This is a genomic window from Myroides odoratus (genome assembly GCF_001549985.1).
GTDB lineage: Bacteria > Bacteroidota > Bacteroidia > Flavobacteriales > Flavobacteriaceae > Flavobacterium > Flavobacterium odoratum_A.
Genome location: NZ_LROZ01000005.1, coordinates 110044 through 128335 on the forward strand (window position 1 = coordinate 110044; position 18292 = coordinate 128335).

7 protein-coding genes are annotated in these 18292 nt (G+C 37.2%); 1 reads left to right on the forward strand and 6 read right to left on the reverse strand.

Annotation, left to right across the window (positions count from 1 at the left end):
* The first annotated feature begins 24 nt into the window (after positions 1–24).
* The gene (locus AWV75_RS07415) at positions 25–2508 is read left to right on the forward strand and encodes an outer membrane beta-barrel family protein (RefSeq protein ID WP_060873777.1); all 2484 of its coding nucleotides are present in this window, start codon (positions 25–27) and stop codon (positions 2506–2508) included.
* Positions 2509–2946: 438 nt separating this feature from the next.
* On the opposite strand, the gene AWV75_RS07420 is transcribed toward AWV75_RS07415, so the two are convergent.
* The 6 genes from AWV75_RS07420 to AWV75_RS07445 form a co-directional block, all read right to left on the reverse strand.
* Positions 2947–8907, reverse strand: coding sequence for an alpha-2-macroglobulin family protein (locus AWV75_RS07420; protein ID WP_231738046.1), 5961 nt, complete (start codon positions 8905–8907; stop codon positions 2947–2949).
* A 164-nt stretch (positions 8908–9071) separates the two neighbouring features.
* Complete coding sequence (locus AWV75_RS07425) at positions 9072–10643, reverse strand: M20/M25/M40 family metallo-hydrolase (protein ID WP_060873778.1); 1572 nt, start codon at positions 10641–10643, stop codon at positions 9072–9074.
* Positions 10644–10823: 180 nt separating this feature from the next.
* A complete protein-coding gene (locus tag AWV75_RS07430) occupies positions 10824–12404 on the reverse strand; it encodes a calcineurin-like phosphoesterase C-terminal domain-containing protein (RefSeq protein WP_060873779.1) in 1581 nt (526 codons plus the stop codon).
* Positions 12405–12409: 5 nt separating this feature from the next.
* Complete coding sequence (locus tag AWV75_RS07435) at positions 12410–13384, reverse strand: metallophosphoesterase family protein (protein ID WP_060873780.1); 975 nt, start codon at positions 13382–13384, stop codon at positions 12410–12412.
* A gap of 4 nt (positions 13385–13388) precedes the next feature.
* Positions 13389–14819, reverse strand: a complete 1431-nt coding sequence (locus AWV75_RS07440) for a SusD/RagB family nutrient-binding outer membrane lipoprotein (protein ID WP_060873781.1) — start codon at positions 14817–14819, stop codon at positions 13389–13391.
* Positions 14820–14834: 15 nt separating this feature from the next.
* Positions 14835–18254: a SusC/RagA family TonB-linked outer membrane protein gene (locus tag AWV75_RS07445; protein WP_060873782.1), complete on the reverse strand. Its 3420-nt coding sequence runs from the start codon at positions 18252–18254 to the stop codon at positions 14835–14837.
* Positions 18255–18292: the final 38 nt, after the last annotated feature.

The following is an 18292-nucleotide window of genomic DNA, read 5'->3' on the forward strand; positions in this document are numbered from 1 at the left end:
GAAAAGTAAACTAAACGACTATAAATGAAAAAACAAACGCCTTCATCAGTTCTTCTGCTGTTGTTCGTATTTTTAACGGCACTAACAACAGCAGCTCAGAACCGCGCTCAAAGTACTGTAACGGGTACTGTCATTGAAGCAGCGACTAACACCCCTTTAGAATACGCTAGTATTTATGCTCAAAATGAGAGCAATTCCAATATTGTTTCTGGAGCAATGACTGACGAAAAAGGTCATTTTTCTTTTGATGTTCCCGACGGAAACTACTATATCAAGATTGATTTTCTAGGTTTTAAAACATTAGAATTAAAAAATATTTCGGTACAAGGCGATACCTTCATTGGGGTTCAAAAAGTACAAGATGATACTCAAATGTTAGAAGAAGTGACTGTTATTGCAGAACGCTCAACAGTTGATATTAAACTCGACAAGAAAATATACAATGTCGGACAAGATATGATTGTCAAAGGAGGAACAGCAGCAGATGTATTAGACAATGTACCTTCTGTTGTTGTAGATAGTGAAGGGACAATCAGTTTAAGAGGGAATGAAAATGTAAAAGTTCTGATTGATGGTAAACCGACGGGATTAGCAAACAACATCCAAGAAGCCATGCGTATTTTACCTGCTGAATCTATTGATCGCGTGGAAGTCATTACCAATCCATCTGCTCGTTATGAGGCTGAAGGTGGTGCTGGTATTATCAATATTATCTTGCGCAAAGGAAAAGCATTGGGTATTAACGGAAGTGTAACGGGTACAATTGGAGATCCACGCAACTATGAAGTGAATACAATGTTCAATTTCAGAAGTGAAAAGTTCAATTTTTTCACCTCTTTGGGGTATAGAGATTCCAAATCGGAAGGGTACAATTTAAATGACAACCGCTACCTTAATCCAACGACAGGAGAGCCTACACAACGCATTTATGAGTACAAGGACAACAATAGAGAGAGACAAGGCTACAATGGTACTTTCGGTTTAGAGTGGTACTTAACTCCTTCAATCACTTGGACGAATACGGTAACAGCACGTCGCAATACAAGTTACAATCCCAATAGAGTGAGCTACGATTACTATGATGCAGCTGATTCTTTTTTATACAACCGTTATAGAAATGAAGAGAAAGACGGCACGCGAAACAACGTAGATTACACAACTACTTTTGAGAAAAAATTCAATAAAGAAGGGCATGTATTAACCATTGAAGGAAATATTGCTCAAGATAAGGACAATGAAAGTGCTGGAATTGATGATATCAATGATCATTTAAATCAAACTTCTTTTGAGCGTACATTCAATAAAGAAAAAGAAAAGAGCGGATTAGCGAAATTAGATTATACGTTACCTATTGGAGAACATGGAAATTTTGAAGCTGGTTATTTGGGAACTTTTAAATCAACAAATACGGCTTTTAATCTTCAACGTTTAAATAACAACAGTTGGAATGTAGATTCACGCTTATCTAATACTTTAGAATACAAAGAGAATATTCATGCTCTTTATGCACAATATGGAGATCGTATTACTTCTCACTTGAGTTTTATGGTTGGATTGCGTTGGGAGGATTCTTCTATTGATGTGAATCAAATCGACACCAAAAGTTACAACAACAAAAAGTACAATGATTTCTTTCCTAGTGCATTCTTAAACTATGAGTGGAATGAGAGTACAAGTACTAGTATTAGCTATAGTAGACGTGTAAATAGACCGCGTGGTTTCTTCTTGAATCCTTTTTCAAATTACACAAGTGATATCAACTTCTTCCAAGGAAATCCAGACTTAAATCCGGCGAAAACACATGCAGTCGATTTAGGTTTTATGAAGCGTTGGACTGGTTTTACGTTGAATGCATCAGCTTACTACAACAAAACGGATGATACGTTCCAATTTGTGCGTAGAATTGCTGGAGAGACTGAAAATGGAACTCCTATTTCAATTAGTTCTCCTATTAACCTTGCAACAGAGCACCGTTATGGGGTAGATATTACCTTAAACTACTCTCCTTTCAAATGGTGGAGATTGAATGGTAACTTCAACTTTTATCGAACAGAAACTAGAGGAGATTATACGTTTACTCATTTAGATGGCACACTAGAAACGCAGAATTTTGATCAGGATGCTTACGCTTGGTTTACGCGTATTTCATCTAAAATCACATTGCCTTATAAAATTGATTGGCAGCTAAACGGGATGTACCGCGCACCTTATAACACAGCACAAGGGAAAGTACTAGGTAATTTATCTGGAAACGTAGCGTTGAGCAAAGACATCTTAAAAGATAAGGGAACGATTACCTTCAACATCAGTGATATCTTTAATTCAAGAAAAAGAGAACAGGATTTAGTTTTACCTCAATCTATTTCACACAGTGAAATGCAGTGGAGAGGAAGACAAATTAATCTTTCGTTTACCTACCGATTCAATCAAACCAAAAAAATAGATAGAAAAAACATGACACCAGCAAACCCTGAAGGTGGTGATATGGAAGGCATGGAAATGCTTTAATGATGAGGCGGTGAGAAGATGAGATTGATGAGATTGATGAGGCGGTGAGGCGGTGAAATCGGAACGCAGTGAAGATTCATTGAACACCAAAACCAATATAAAATAGGTGAGATAGATGGTGAGGCGGTGAAATCGAAACGTAGTGAAAATCGAAGCGAAGTGTAGATTCATCGAATACCAAAACCAATATAAAATAGGTGAGATAGATGATGAGGTGGTGAGATGGTGACAATGATGAGATTATTCCTGAAAACCTCACAAATAACAAACCTCACAAAGAGTTTTACATACAAGGAAACAACAACAAAAGACAAAGGCTGAGCATCTGCTCAGCCTTTGTTGATTATTCGAAAAAAAAGCTCTCTAAGGCGTGATATAGCATAAAAAAGGCTTGGGATATCCCAAGCCTTTTTTATACCATATTTCTTCTAAACGCTCTTATTTTCTCAAGATTTTTACATCTTGACCTGCGCTATTTGCTTTCATTTCTGGAGCATACACACTTTGCAAAGAGGTTATTCCGTTTGAGAAGTATCCTGCATTATTTGCGCGAACCTCGTATTCAAACACATAAGTTCCTTTGCGCAAATGAGTGATAAAGAAGTTTGTTGCGGCATCACGTGTTTCTTCGTAATACCCAAATTCTCCTTTTCTCTTATATCCTGAACGAACATTGATGGGTTCAAATCCACTTGCACGCATATCTTTTAACTGTACATAGTCCATATCGCGATCTATGTTAAGTTCTAAGCGAACAGTTACTACATCGCCTACTTTAATTGGCGATTCATTCGTGATTTCACGCAATACTTGTCCTTTATCTGTAGCGGCTTTGATAAACAATTGTTTATTAAACGTAATACCTGAACCTGATTTTGATACTTTATTCAAGTCTTCGAAATACTGCCAGTACATCGCTCCATAAGCAACTCCTGTGGATTTTTTATCTAATTCAACAATTCCCATTTTTTCTTGGATGGCTGATCCTTCCCATACTTTTTTATAGTATCCGGTATTGAACTGCTCCGATTTAGTGAAAGTAACAGGGTATCCGCCTACTTTCACCTCTACTCCTTGATCGGTATTCATCCAATTTTTACCTAAATACAACAAGGCATATACTGCACGTGTTGTTGCTTTGGTTGAGTTCCACGCTACTGTTTGCTTGTTTTTCAACAACCACACTTTCATGTCCTCAATAGCATTGGCATATTTTACTGGATCTACTTCATACGCTGCTTCAATCAACATCACTTGAGTTTCAATTGGTGCATTATACCACAACCATCCTGCTGCATTTTCTTTCCAGTACATGCCCATTTCGTCGCTCTTCACCGCCAATTCCATCACTGCTTTCACCAAGTTATTTGCTGCTTTACTATCACCAAAACGCTGTAAAGTGACAGCTTTCATTGCTGTTACATATAAATTGTCAATTGCTTTTTGATTGGCTAATTCTTTGCGGTAATCCGCCATCATTTTCGCGTATTTCTCTTGTATTTTCAAATCATCCTTAAACAAACTACGCACATACAGATAGTGCATATCCAATGCTGGTAAGGTGGTGCTGTTTTTGTCTTTTTGGTAACTCACATAATGTTGTTCATCTAAATACGCTATTGCTTTTTTCAACATCGCCATTGCTGTTGGATGTAGTGATCCTGCTTGCTTCATTTGACCAAATCCTTCTACAATCGTCTGTGTAATGTACACATTGGACTGATCTCCACTAAACCATGGGAAACCTCCATCGCTATTTTGTTGATTGCTCAAACGCTCTAATTCAGCTTCTAGCTCCGTTTTCATTTTATTCAAATCAAATAAAATAGCTAAACGCTTCATTTGCTCTGTTTCATCAGCTGCTTGACGAACCCAAGGTGTTTCTTCAATTAGCACTTGTTTCAATTCTTCATTCTGCTCCAATTTTGATTGGATGGCTCCTTGTTTAGACCAATATTCAAACACCGATTGAATGCGCAGGTTGCTGTTTAGTAGTTGACTGGCAATTGTATTAGCGAACACTTTACTAAATGTTTGTTCTGTTCCGTTATACGGATATTCTTTCAAATAAGGTAACGCTAAAAGAGCCGTCCACATTGGGTTGGCTGTTACCTCTAGTGTTAACTTGTAATTATCGCGCAGTGCTGATCCTGGATGCTCTAGTGATTCAAAGGTGAAGATTTTATTTTGTCCTTCTTTGATATACAACGGCATCGTTTCAGTCACTAACGTGCGGTTTGACAATACTGGAATTGCCGATTCTTCCCCATCGCTAAATGATCCTGCTTTGGCCAATACTCTGTAACCTAAAGCCACGATGTTTTTCGGTACATTGATGGTCCAAGCTACTTCTGTATTAGCTGCAGCATCAACAGTAAAGTTTTGTTTTGCAGCACTATTGTTATCTAAAATAGTCGTAATTGGCGTTGAAGTTAAGGCATCAAAGAATTGAATTTCCACTTCTCCACTTAACGCTTTATCATTTAGGTTGGCAATTTTCATGGATACAATAATTTGATCCTCTTCACGCACAAAACGCGGCATATTCGGTTGAACCATCAATTCTTTTTGGGTGCGAACCACTTGCTCTACATAGTTACTTTCTAAGTTCTTTGTATGTGCAAATGCCATAAACTTCCATTGTGTCAACGCTTCTGGTGAAGTAAATGAGAAACTTACGTTTCCTTTTTCATCCGTATTTAACATAGGATAGAAGAATGCTGTTTCTTTTAAATTCGTTCGAATCTGAACTTCTCCTTGTCCTTTTTTATCACTTCCGCCTTTTGCATCCTGTTTACTTGTGGAAATGACTTCCTCACTCAAGGCATCCGCACTTTCCTCCACTACATTGTTTACCGAAAGTCCCATGACTTTACCTTCTACAGCTGCATTCACGCTTCTTTTTGCCATACTAGGAGCCGCTCCGAACGTTGCTCTTACATTTCCATACATCGAAGTACTAAATCCAAATAGATTCAATTCAATCGGTGAATTATATGAAACTAAATTTGGATATGTACTACTGTACAGAATATTTTGAGCATAACTCTTTCTACTCAAATTATACGTACTAAAATCTGAATCTTGACCATAGCTAAAGTTATAATCAAAACTCGTTTGGAATGAGGTATTGCTTCTAAATTGATCTAAAGAGGCGTCATACATAGCGGCTACTACCTCAGCAGCGAATTTATCTTTCGACATTCCCGATACTTTTAAACGCCAAGTTTCTTCTTGTCCTGGAGTTAATTTATCACGGAATGTAACTAGTTCTAATTTCAAATCTTCTTGTGAAGCATCTAGTAGTAACTGTGCTGATTTTTGTGTCGCATAGTTGTGTTTAATGGCTGTAAAACTAACTCTTACATCGCCCATTTCCCCACTCATTGGGTATTCAAAATAACTTGCTTTTCGGTTTACTTCAAGCGTTTTCTTTTGTTTCAAGTATCCATTTACAAATACAGAGGCAATTACGGTTGTTTGGTTTTCACCACTTTGTAATCGAATCTTTGCTAAATCTCCAACTTTATATTTTTCTTTATCTGCTTTTACAGAAAGCAATTGGTAAATGATGCCTGGTTCTTCTTTGGTATTGTCATAATAGAAATACTGTTCAACCTCTGTTTTTTCATCTTTTTCCCAAACAAATCCTTTCAACAAGTAAAATCCAGAATTTAGAATTTTAGCATTTGGAAAAGTAATTGTATTTTCTTTCGCTGTATCAAATGCTTTTGAAAACACTACTTTTCCTTGTTTCCATTTGGTGTGGTCATTTTCATTTCCGTATGCAACATAAGGGAATTTCGCAGTAAATTCTTCGTATGAATACAACTCATAATCCTCTCTTTTATAGTTATCATAAGGGAGTAGCATTCTACGGGCATAAGGTGCTTCTAATTCAACAATACTCACTTCTCCTTTAGCGGCAAAAGTTTCTCCGTTCAGGTTCGTTGTCGTTACTTTGATGCCTTCCAATTCCTTCGTTGACACCATTTCATTGGTGATAATTGGCAATTGTAAACTGATGTTTTTATCACCTACATAAATCGTTTGTGTACTGCTGTGGGTCTCTCCTTTGATATCCATCACATCTACATAAACGGTATAAGAATCTACACGTGGCGCATCTGCTTTGTATTCTTTGCGCTCTGGAATAGCTGTAAAATCAATAGCAAATTTTCCCTCTGCATCTGTTTCTACTTCTCCTTGAGCAATTGTTACTGCTTGATCTGGACGTGGCCATCCATAATACCCACGTACATCATAACGATATCCAGAATTGCGAACAACGCGATAGCTTACCTTACTTTGTGCAACAGTGGCACCAGAGTAATCTATTGCTTTTCCTTTCGCTACAACTTTTTCATTGAAATAATACACGCCTTTTACTGCATCCATTGTCACCTCAAATTTTGGGCGTTTGTATTCTTCTACCGAAATCGATGCGTATTCCTCAATATTGCTGTCTTTTAAAAGTACTTCAAAATTAAAATTCCCCAACAACCCTGCTGTAGGCAAAATAAATTCGCCTTGAACTGATCCAAAAGCATTAGTTTTCAACGTTAAATTCCCAACCTCTTGTTGAGTTTCTTGGTTCATTAATTTAACTGTTACCAATTGATTTGCTCCTACTTGTCTTGTTTTTCCTTTTTGACGGAATACAATCGACTTGAAGTACACCACTTGACCTGGACGATAAATAGCGCGATCTGTTAACACCTTCGCATTCCAATTTACCGCTTCTACTCCTTCTTCTGTACCTTTATTTTTAGGATAAGTATAAGTTGAATAGTAAATTGATTCTCCTTTTACGCCATAAAATAAATTGGTATTTTCTTTGACGAAATCAGTCGAGAACTCTCCATTTGCATCTGTACTCACGATGGTTTCCCAATAGGCTTTACTCAGCTCTTTCTGTGGTCCATTGGCCAAAAACACAGATTGATTTGCTTTTGGTTGTCCCGTTTTACGGTCGTATAATCGAAACTTATTACCACTTGTTAAAAAGGCATTGGATGTAACATTAATCAAAGCCATGCTCACTACATCTTGTTCTTCTGTTAGGTAATCGAAATCTCGATTAGACAACAACACAATATAACGCCCTGGGGCAAGAGGTTTTAACTCTACATTGGTTGTATGAGATCGGTAATCTGTAAACGGTTTAAGGGCAATCGTATAATCGGTCACCTTTTCATAATCAGATGCAATCTTTTTATATCCTGCTAATGTACTCGGTTGATTCACCTCGAATATTTTAGCATCCCCTTCATATTTTAAAATTTTAAAATGTAAGGTATTTAAATTTTTATGGGTCACTGCCACAATAGAACTTAAGTCAGGTAATTCGTACGAATTATAACTCACTTCTAATCCAGGAGCTTCTACTACTTTCTTTAATTCTAGTAGGCGTTGTGCCGTTTCTGTTTCAGGAAACTTCTCTGCCGTTTGATTGATAAAAGCTAATAACGTTGCGCCTGCTGTTTTTTCTAATTCTTTATCTTGAGTATCGCGATACGTATAGTACATAAATTGTGCTACCGCCTCGTGTACCAAAACAGATTTAGGGTTTTGTTTAAGGAGTTCTTGATAAATTTTATTCAATTCTGCTTCTCCTTGTTGTTCTTCAAAACTATTCAACGTATAGATGCGAACATACGCTGCCAATTCAGTCTGCCCTTTTTTCGTCAGGTCTTGGATAACCTGATTCATTAAATCTTTGGCCTGTGTTCTTTTTAATTCTCTTTGTTCAGCCGAAGCACGATATGAAAATCCATTATTCAAGAAAAGAGCATAATCCATGCGCAACGCATCATAGACCGAAAACTTTGAAAAGTCTAAATTATATTGTTCAGTTGTTTGGAATACTTCATTCCATCCTCCAACTGTAGCCGATGCTTGTTTCTTAGCTGTTTCTAAAGCTGCTTCCCAATATTGTGTACTTTCTCTTTCAAAATCTTCTTTTGTCCAGTAGCGAACATCTGTTCCTTTCTGTTGTTCTACAGCTGTTCTATTGCTAATTTTATACGCATTCTCTTCATAGTATAATTGGTATAAATGAGCCATATAAGCTTGAACAATCGCTTTATACTCTCCTGTCGCTGTGTTTAGTTCTTTTTCAAAAGCTTGGAGTACTTGATTGATATCGTAGTCTTTATCTTCTTGGACTGTAATATTGATTTTTGCTTCATAAAACATTCCTTTTAAAAGGCTAGCATACGCCTTGGATTGACGAGAAAGTGAAATCACCTCTTGTACTTCGGGCAACAGACTTCTTACTTCTTGTTGTTGCTCTTTATGTTCGATACTCTTCCATAACTCCTGTATCTTTTTATTGGGTTGCTGAGCAAAACCTAAGATGGGAGCAAGTATCATTAAATACATATTTAATTTTTTCATAAGAAATAATAAATTGGGTGCATAAATATATGACTATTCGCAATGATATCTGTTATTTCCTTACCAAAAAACACGACGTTATCAAAAAACGAATAGAACCCTTAACATCATTTTATAGAATCGCACAAAAAAAGGCTTTTACACTAGGTAAAAGCCTTTTTCTATTAGTACTGATCTGAATTACGTTGTGGTTCTTTAGACACTGGCCATTGCTGTTGTTCTCCTTTGTCATTTGTTGGTAGAACAATTTTTTCTCTAGATACCAATTCAGGTTCTTCGCTTGCTTTATAGGCCATGATTGCTAAAAGAATTGCATTACTTTGTACATCGTCAAACACAATTTTATCTGCTGTATCGCGGTTGGTATGCCAGGTATAATTTCCATATCCCCAGCTGAGTGAACTCATCATAAATCCTGGAATATCTTGACTCACAAAAGACACATGATCCGAGCCTCCTCCTGATGGAGAACCTGGATAATGTGTTTTTAAGTCTTTTTTGTACGCATCAGGAACTGCAGACAGCCATCTCCCTAAAAAGTCATACGCATGTAAAAATCCTTGACCTGTTATATTGGCAATACGTCCTGTTCCGTTGTCTTGATTAAAAACAACTTGTATTTTTTCTAGCAATTCTGGGTGGTCAGCAACAAAAGCACGAGATCCGTTTAATCCTTGTTCTTCACTTCCCCAATTTCCGATTAAGATGGTTCGTTTTGGATTCGGCAACACCTGTTTTAAGATGCGGGTTGCTTCCATCATGGTGATAATTCCTGTTCCGTTATCTGTTGCTCCTGTTCCACCATCCCAGCTATCTAAGTGAGCAGATAAAATCACGTATTCATCTGCTTTTTCTGTTCCTTTTAATTCTGCAATGGTGTTATAGGTTTGTGTAGTTCCTAGATTCTTCGATTGTACATTTACGTTAATTCGCGGTGCTTTTCCTCCTTCTGCCAAACGATATAATAGACCATAATCTTCTAAAGCAATATCAATGGTTGGTACTTGTGTTGTTTGTGCGCCAAAAATTCTATTTGCTCCCATTATACCTGTCCAAAAAGACATCACTACACCTGCTGCCCCTGCTTTTTCCAAAACTTTAGGCAATTCTTTTGTAGTATATCCTGTATTGGCTATGCGTTGGTTCCACGCTTGCTCAATTGCTTCTCTTTCTTTTTTCATCTTCTCGTACGACTCAGGTGTGGCATACTCTTTCCATTGGTAATCTGGGCGCCCACTTGGAGGAAGTTGAGAAATCATAACATATTTGCCTTTTACTGTTGGTAGCCAAGCTTCAAAATCTGCTTTCGATTGAGCATCAACGAGTATAACTACCTCTCCTTCTACTCCATTTTTCTTTGTTGCTGGACTCCAAGCTAATTGGGTTCCTTCTAAAGACTTCAGGCGAGGACTAGTCATGGTGATTTGAGAGGTTCCTCTTTCCCATGCTTTCCATGTTCCATATGCTTCATTACGCGCTTCCAAGCCCATCTTTTGATAGGTGTCTTTGACCCAATTGTGTGCTTGCATCATCTGTGGGGTTCCTACCAAACGAGGCCCTATTCCATCTAATAATTCAAACGCATAGGTCTTGAGTTGTGAATTTGAGGTTCCTTCTTTGATGATCGCATCTACAATCGGATCTTGACTTTGAGCCATCGTGAAACTACTCGAAATAAGGGCAATTCCTATAAAACTATACTTTAGCGCTTGATTGAGCGAGGTGGTAAACTTCATGGTTATTTGGTTTTCATTTGTTTCTGGCAAAATACTCGAATATCTGCTGTCACACAACTATTTTTTCATCTCCTTTATCAACAAAAAATAGGCGAGAAAAATCTCGCCTATCTGAACTAAATTAACACATTTACTTCATGAAATTACTTTCACTTCACTTTTTTACTTCTTCACTTAAACTTATTGTTGCGTGCGAGCTTCTACTCTAAATGTCTTTACTGTAGAAAATACACGTTGAAACATATCTTTGGTTCGAATCTCCACTTGATGGGTTCCCACACTTAAATTAGATGGGATTCTCGCACTCCATAAATGCGGGCTATCCACTGGATTGGAAGGTCTTTTTCCGTCTACTAATGTTGGAGATAGATCGTATTTTTGCACTTTTGCGTACAACGATGGATCCATCGTCACTTCTCTATTCATTTTTTTCCATTCTTGTCCATCAATGCGATAGTCTACCTCATCAAATTCAGTTCCCATAAATACATTGGCATACACAAAAGAATTTCCTCCTTTTTTATCTGCAACTACCTGAGGTAAAAACACTTCCATACGATAATCTTCCGGTTTCCCCGCCACTTTATAATCTAACTCGTATTTATTGTCTTTTACGGTTAAAATAGCATATCCTTTTGGTGTACCATCACGCATGGTTGAAACAGGTAGATTTTCTTCATTATATTCTCCTGAATACCAATCCCCTGAAGTAGTCCCTACATTGTATTCATGGAGCAATTTAGCCTTATCCCAGCCTTGTTTTTTTCCATAAAACTGATGACTTTGAGTATGCATATGAGCAGATAACAACAAGACATTGTCAAACTCCGCCAAGGCGTCTAAAAGCTCTTGTCTAGCTTGAGCATCAAAGTGTTTTTCTTCTCCTACATACAATGGAATATGGAAAGAAACTACGATTAAGCGATCTTTATCTACCAATTTCAGATTGTTTCGAACAAAATCCAACTGGTCTTTTCGAAACCCACCCCAATATCCTTTTTTGGTAATTGGATGTGGATAAAGCACGTCATCTAATACAATGAAATGTGCTTTTCCATAGTTAAAGGCATAATTTGCAGGACCAAAATTGCGTTCAAAGGTTTCATCAGAATAACGATCTTCTTCCGCATCATAATTCATATCGTGATTCCCTAACACATTGTACCACGGCAAGCCCATGGCTTTCATTACTTCTTTGTATGGTTGATGTAAGCTTAAGTCATCTCCTACAATATCTCCTAAACTAATTCCAAAAGAAATCCCTGTTGTTTGCTGTTTTGCTTCATCTACAATGGCTCTTTTATAGTATTCCATTTCTTCCATCGTATAGGGTTGTGGATCACCAAAAACAAAAGCCTTAAATTCGTCGTTTTCTACTTGTGGGAGTAAGCCAAAATTAACTTCTTTAGGTAATTTCCCTGTAGGGTCAATCCCTTTATACTTCAAATGCTTGGGTGACCCATTGGGTTTATGCATATAATAGTATCGAGGTAAATTGTATTCATCTAATACAAAACCATAACCCGCTGGTTTAATTACGAATATGGGGTTATCCTCTGATACGGGCAATTCATATTTCCCTTGTGCATCAGTCAACACGACTTCAACTCCATTACTTACCGCCACATTGGCTATTGGCTTTTCTTTCTTCTCTTTTTTTCCATTGGCATTGCTATCCTCAAAAACATAGCCCATTACTTTATTTTGAGCACTTAATGCCAAGGTAGACAAGCATACAATACTTACTATAAAATTTCTCATATTTTTTATAACTTAATTAATCGATCTGATATTTTGGCTGCTGAAACATAGTTCCATGATACGATTGGTTCACCTAAATCTACAGGAGAATCTCCATACCAAGGTGATTCTTTTCCCGTCAACTTCAATTCGTTCGATGCGATTTGCACCTGTGCCCATAGTGGTTCTTTGTAATATCCCATATTGCGCAAATAGGGATACTTTTTATAAGCTTCGGGAGGAAATGACGTATTGTTATAAGGTTCTCCCAACCAACGATAGACCGCACTATTGATTTGCACATAGTGAATTCCATTGATAACATTGGTATAATCCATGTGATGATGTCCAGAAAAAACAACTTTCACCTTCGTATATCCAGCTTTTTTATTACAGTTGTCGAACAAAATACGTACAGCTTCTCTGTTGTGTACCCCATTGTGATCTAGTCCTTGATGAATAAACACAATTGTTGGTAGAGGAGAACTATTGATATCATGCTCCATCCATTCCAATTGCGCTTGATGGAAATAGGATGGATAACGTGCTGCATCATTTCCTGGTATTTTTCCATTGCCATCCAATACCACAAAGTGATATCCCTTGCAATCAAAACTGTAGTAATGCTGCTTTAGTTCAAAGAAATCCATGATTTGTTCCAATGATTTATTTTCGTCAAACTCATGGTTGCCAATCACGTGAAAAGCATCTCCCTGAAAGGAATTCCAGATATCTAAAATGATTTGATTTTCTTTTTTAGGCACGCAAAAGTCCCCCAATTGAATAATAAAATCGACTTGTTTCTGGTTCATTTCATCTACAAAAGCTTGTAATCGTTGAGGAGCATCAAAGGTCAAATCTTGATGTAAATCGGTAATAATTCCAAAACTCAACGTTTCATTTTTCTTTAGCAAACTGCTTGCATCGGCCTGAACATCAAAAGGAATTGCCGTAGCTAATGTACCTAAAGCAACCGTCCGTAAAAACTCACTTCTTTTCATCTTACTACTTGATCCACCAAATTTTTGAATTTATTTTATCTCCTCCTATGCGCTGACTCGCTTCTGTATAATTTGTTGGATTATATACTTTTTGATCCGAATGATACAACAGTCGATATGGCATTTTTCCTTCATTTAACATAGAGGAAGTTGTTGGCAATACTGGTAAACCTGTACGTCTATATTCCGCCCATTGTTGGTAATCTGTGAAGTACAACGACACGTATTTTTGCAACATAATTTGCGCTAAACTGCCCTTGTATTTTGCTTTTTCTTGCTCAAAATAGGATGCAGACACTTCTTTTCCTGTTACAAAGAAAATAGCACTCTTTACTCCATTCATATAATATTGGCCTGCATTGCTGCTATTATAGTATCCGCGTTGTGCCAATTCTGCTTTGATAAATTCGACTTCTGAGTGCATTAAGATGGGAATACTCATTGGCGCTACCACTTGCTTGTTATTCATATAAGAAGGAGAGAATTTAAATTGAGAATTATCTCCCACATAAGCACTTGGAATTCCGACGTATCCTATTGATTTCCCTTCTAAATCTTTAGCTTCTGTTGCATACACAGGTAGACGAGGGTCTTTCAATTCGTTTAAATGATCGACAAAAAAAGCGGCTGTAGCTTGATTCGTAGAAAAATCTAGCGCTCTAGACCAAGGAGATAAATTGGGGGTGATTCCCGTTACTTTTAACGCTGCACTTTGCGTAAAATCAGTAATAATGGGGTATTTATCTTCTTGATTCAACATCGTCGCCATAGCTCCAAAAGCTTCTGGATATACATTGGAGATTCTCAATAGCAAACGCAAGTGAAGAGAATTGGTGAATCGCTGCCAATTTTTGGTATTGTTATCAAATAAGATTTCTTTTCCATACAACATGGGATTTTCATGATTATACAAGGCATTAGCCTCTTCTAAATCTTGTAATAACGTCATGTAAATCTCTTGTTGTGTATCATACTTTGGTTTTAATCCCCCTTCATCTCCTTTTGATGCTTCAGAAAAAGGGATATCTCCAAACGAATCGGTCAAGTTGGAATAAATCCAAGCACGTAAAGTCAATCCAATGGCTTTGTAATTTGAATCATTGGGATTGCTTTCTGAAACTGCTAACATTTCTCGGATATTTTTTGCCCATTTATAACTGGCATTCCATTGTGAGTTTCCGGTATTATCTAGAATTTCATAGCGATGTCTACCTCCATAAAAACTTGGATAAGGCAATTTTACTTGCATTAATTCGGCTGTAATATCGTAGTAGTTTCGCACGTTGTTATTTGCCATATTATAGATAATCTCATTCAAGAGTGTACCTGGGCTAATTTGATCAATAAGATTGGGGTTGGTATTCACTTCTTCAAAGTTTTCTGTACAAGAAAGGAAGAAGAAAACCGAAGCGGCTATATAAATGATTCTTTTCATGAGAGTTAAAGCGTATTAAAATTCTACTTTTAAATTAAAACCATAGGAAGCAGTAGAAGGCATTTGACCTGTTTCCATACCAGGTACAATGACACTTCCATTCATTGTTGCTGCCTCTGGATCATAAATTGGGAAGTCTGTAAACGTTTTTAAATCACGACCGTACACCGTTAGTGTTAAACTTTCTAACCCGATGCGTTTCAATTGTTTTTTGGTAAATGAGTAGGATAAAGAGAGTTCTCTAATTTTTAAGAAAGAAGCGTCAAACGTGTTCGATTCCACATTTTGGTATTCATAGTATTTTCTATAGTAATTGTCTACGCGAATGGGTGTTGTATTGGGGGTATAACTTCCATCTGCATTCAGTACTACCCCTTCTCCTATCAATTCTCCTTCTTCACGTCCTTTCAATGTATGTTTCAGCTGCCCCGCTTCTGTTGCTTTATGGTGAGTATGGGAGTATATTTTTCCTCCATAGGATCCATCAACCGTCAATCCAAAACTCCAATTCTTGTACTTGAAGGTATTGACCAATCCCGCTTTCCATTTAGGAGCAACGTCGCCAATATACTCTGGATCCGCTCCTAAAACAGGAACTCCATTGCTATAAACTACTTGCCCTTCTGGACTTCGAACAAATTTTCTTCCATATAATGCCGTTGTAGTTCCTCCTACTTTAGCAATCAATCGTCCATTTACGACAGTAGCTAACACTTGTTCTTCTAAATTGTCTTTTAATTCAAGTACTTCATTTTTGTTTTTAGACCAGTTAGCTGAAACATTCCATGTAAAATCTCCTTGTTTGATTGGCGTTCCGTGTAACACTAACTCCACCCCTTTGTTTCTCACTTTCCCCGCATTGATGACCTGAGAACTGAATCCTTCAGCAATATCCATCGGCAGTACTAAGATTTGATTTTTCGTATCAGAATTATAGAAGGTAACATCAAATCCCAATCGATTCTGTAGCATTTTCATTTCCACACCTGTTTCCCAACTTGAGGTAATTTCTGGTTTTAGATTGGCATTGTACAACGTACTTGGCATAATAGCTGAGCTAGGAAAATTACTTTGTGCATAATACTTCGATACTTGATAGGGATCTGTATCACTTCCTACCTTAGCAAAAGACACTCTATATTTCAAATAATCAATCACTGTTGGCATCACAAACATATCCGATAGAATGGCACTGGCACTTACAGAAGGATAGAAATAAGAATTATTCCCACTAGGTAATGTACTAGACCAATCATTTCTTGCCGTTACATCTAAGAATAAAAAATTATTGTATCCAAAAGTCATCATTCCATAGGTACTATTTACTTTTTTCAACGCATCTGATGTATTGACAATCGGATTATTCACTCCATTCGATAGTTTAAATACACCTGGTACCACTAAAGCATCTACAGAAGTACTTAAGTTTCTATGGGTGTAAGACATATGGTTTGCTCCCACCATCACTTGATAATCCAATACTTCTGAGATTTTATCTTTATACGTCAGTAAGAAATCTGCATTTATTTCTCTACTTGATATATCTTGACGGGCATAAAATCCTTCTGCATGGCGTTTACTTGAAAACCCGCGTTTCGTTTCTCTGAACTGTGTCAAGTTATTAATGGCTAAACGCCCCATGAAGTCTAACTTATCCGTCAATTTAATATCTGCTTTTACGTTTCCGATAAATTGATTGCTATCTAACGTATTTTGATCCACATTGGTAATAAAGTAGGGATTACTAGACCAAGGAGAGAAGGGGTTTAATTGTTCTCTATCTTCTTTTCCATTTTTCCACATCGGTTTATACCAATTGATATCCACATTAGGTAAAAGAAACATCATGAAATAGGCCAAGGATCCATTATTATACCCCAGCACAGGAAGGTTATCACTCTTGCGGTTGTTGTAATTCATCACTGCAGATAGTTTAATACGATCCGATATCTGATAATTTCCATTAAAAGAAGCCCCGTATTTTTTGTATCCTGTATTGGGTACAATCCACTTATTATCGGTGTGTGAAATATTCAATCGCATCGAACCTTTGTCATTTCCTCCCTGAAAAGCAATAGCATTATTTACGGTTATCCCTGTATCAAAAAAATCTTTTCTATTATTTTTATAGGGTCTCCATAGCGTTCGTTCTGGCGTTTGCCCTTGGGTAGTGGGATCATATTGATAGAAATACTGATCATTAAACTTAGGTCCCCATGCTTCTGGATGGTTTCCTGTATCCGGTCCATCTGCAGAGTTTTCAAAAGAATAGTATGGATTTCCATTCTTGTCAAAGTATCCTCCCGATCCTTGCCCGTACTCATATTGATAATCCGGCCATCTGTTAATTACATCAAAAGCTACAGAACTATTATAGGTAATACCAAAACGATCATTTTTCTTTCCTGATTTTGTCGTAATAATCAAGGCTCCATTCGCAGCCCTAGATCCGTAGAGTGCCGCAGCGGTAGGCCCTTTTAAAACGGTTACACTTTCAATATCATCTTGATTCAAATCTGAAATTGCATTTCCATTATCAACTGGAGAGTCATTACCAAATGCTGCCGTATTGTATCCATTCGAATTAATTTCCTGATCCATTGGTACACCATCGATTACTATCAACGCATAGTTTTTACTTGCATCTAATGAAGTATTTCCACGCAATTGGATGCGCTGTGAGTTAATTGGCCCTGTTCCTCCAGAGGCAATATTCAATCCAGCTACTTTTCCTTTTAATCCACTCGACCAGTTATTTGCTACAGCAGTGGCTAGTTTTTCTGCATTTACTGTTTCTTGCGCATACCCCAATCGCTTTTCTTCCCGTTTAATTCCCAGGGCAGTTACAACAACCTCATCCAAACTGGTATGATCCTCTTGGAGGATGATATCCAAATTTTGTGCTGCTCGAACGATTTGTGTCTTAAAACCAATAAATGAGATTTCTAAATCATCCACTCCAACATTTGCTGTCAGACTAAATACTCCATTGCTATCTGTTGCCACTCCTTTATTTGTTCCTTTAATTGTAACGGTAGCTCCTGGAATAGTATAGCCTTCTTTATCTTTTACCACCCCTTTTATTTGCTGGTGGTTTTGTTGTTCTTTCACTGAAATAGTAGTTCCTGAAATTTGATACGTCAAGCCGTATTCAGTAGAAACTTCATCTAATACGTCTGTAATCTTTCTGTCTTTTACGGCAATGGCAATCTTCTTATTGGTTTTCAATACTTCATCAGAAGCTACCACGGTGTAATTGGTTTGCTTCTTCACATCTTCAAATACTTCTTCAATCGATAATCCATCAGCATAACCCGGAAGAAACTTTGCTTCTTTTTGTGCGTGTACACCAAGGCTGAACGTACTGCTCAACGTAACGACATACATCCATTTAGGATAGGATTTTCTCCTACTTTTTACTAATTTTCGGTACATTTTATTATCTTTGGTTTTTAGTTAATCAATATTATTTT

What these genes read in the sequence shown, in the direction of transcription:
- AWV75_RS07415 (WP_060873777.1), top strand. Translation starts at nt 25, where the DNA reads ATGAAAAAACAAACGCCTTCATCAGTTCTTCTGCTGTTGTTCGTATTT.
- AWV75_RS07420 (WP_231738046.1), bottom strand. Translation starts at nt 8,907, where the DNA reads ATGAAAAAATTAAATATGTATTTAATGATACTTGCTCCCATCTTAGGT.
- AWV75_RS07425 (WP_060873778.1), bottom strand. Translation starts at nt 10,643, where the DNA reads ATGAAGTTTACCACCTCGCTCAATCAAGCGCTAAAGTATAGTTTTATA.
- AWV75_RS07430 (WP_060873779.1), bottom strand. Translation starts at nt 12,404, where the DNA reads ATGAGAAATTTTATAGTAAGTATTGTATGCTTGTCTACCTTGGCATTA.
- AWV75_RS07435 (WP_060873780.1), bottom strand. Translation starts at nt 13,384, where the DNA reads ATGAAAAGAAGTGAGTTTTTACGGACGGTTGCTTTAGGTACATTAGCT.
- AWV75_RS07440 (WP_060873781.1), bottom strand. Translation starts at nt 14,819, where the DNA reads ATGAAAAGAATCATTTATATAGCCGCTTCGGTTTTCTTCTTCCTTTCT.
- AWV75_RS07445 (WP_060873782.1), bottom strand. Translation starts at nt 18,254, where the DNA reads ATGTACCGAAAATTAGTAAAAAGTAGGAGAAAATCCTATCCTAAATGG.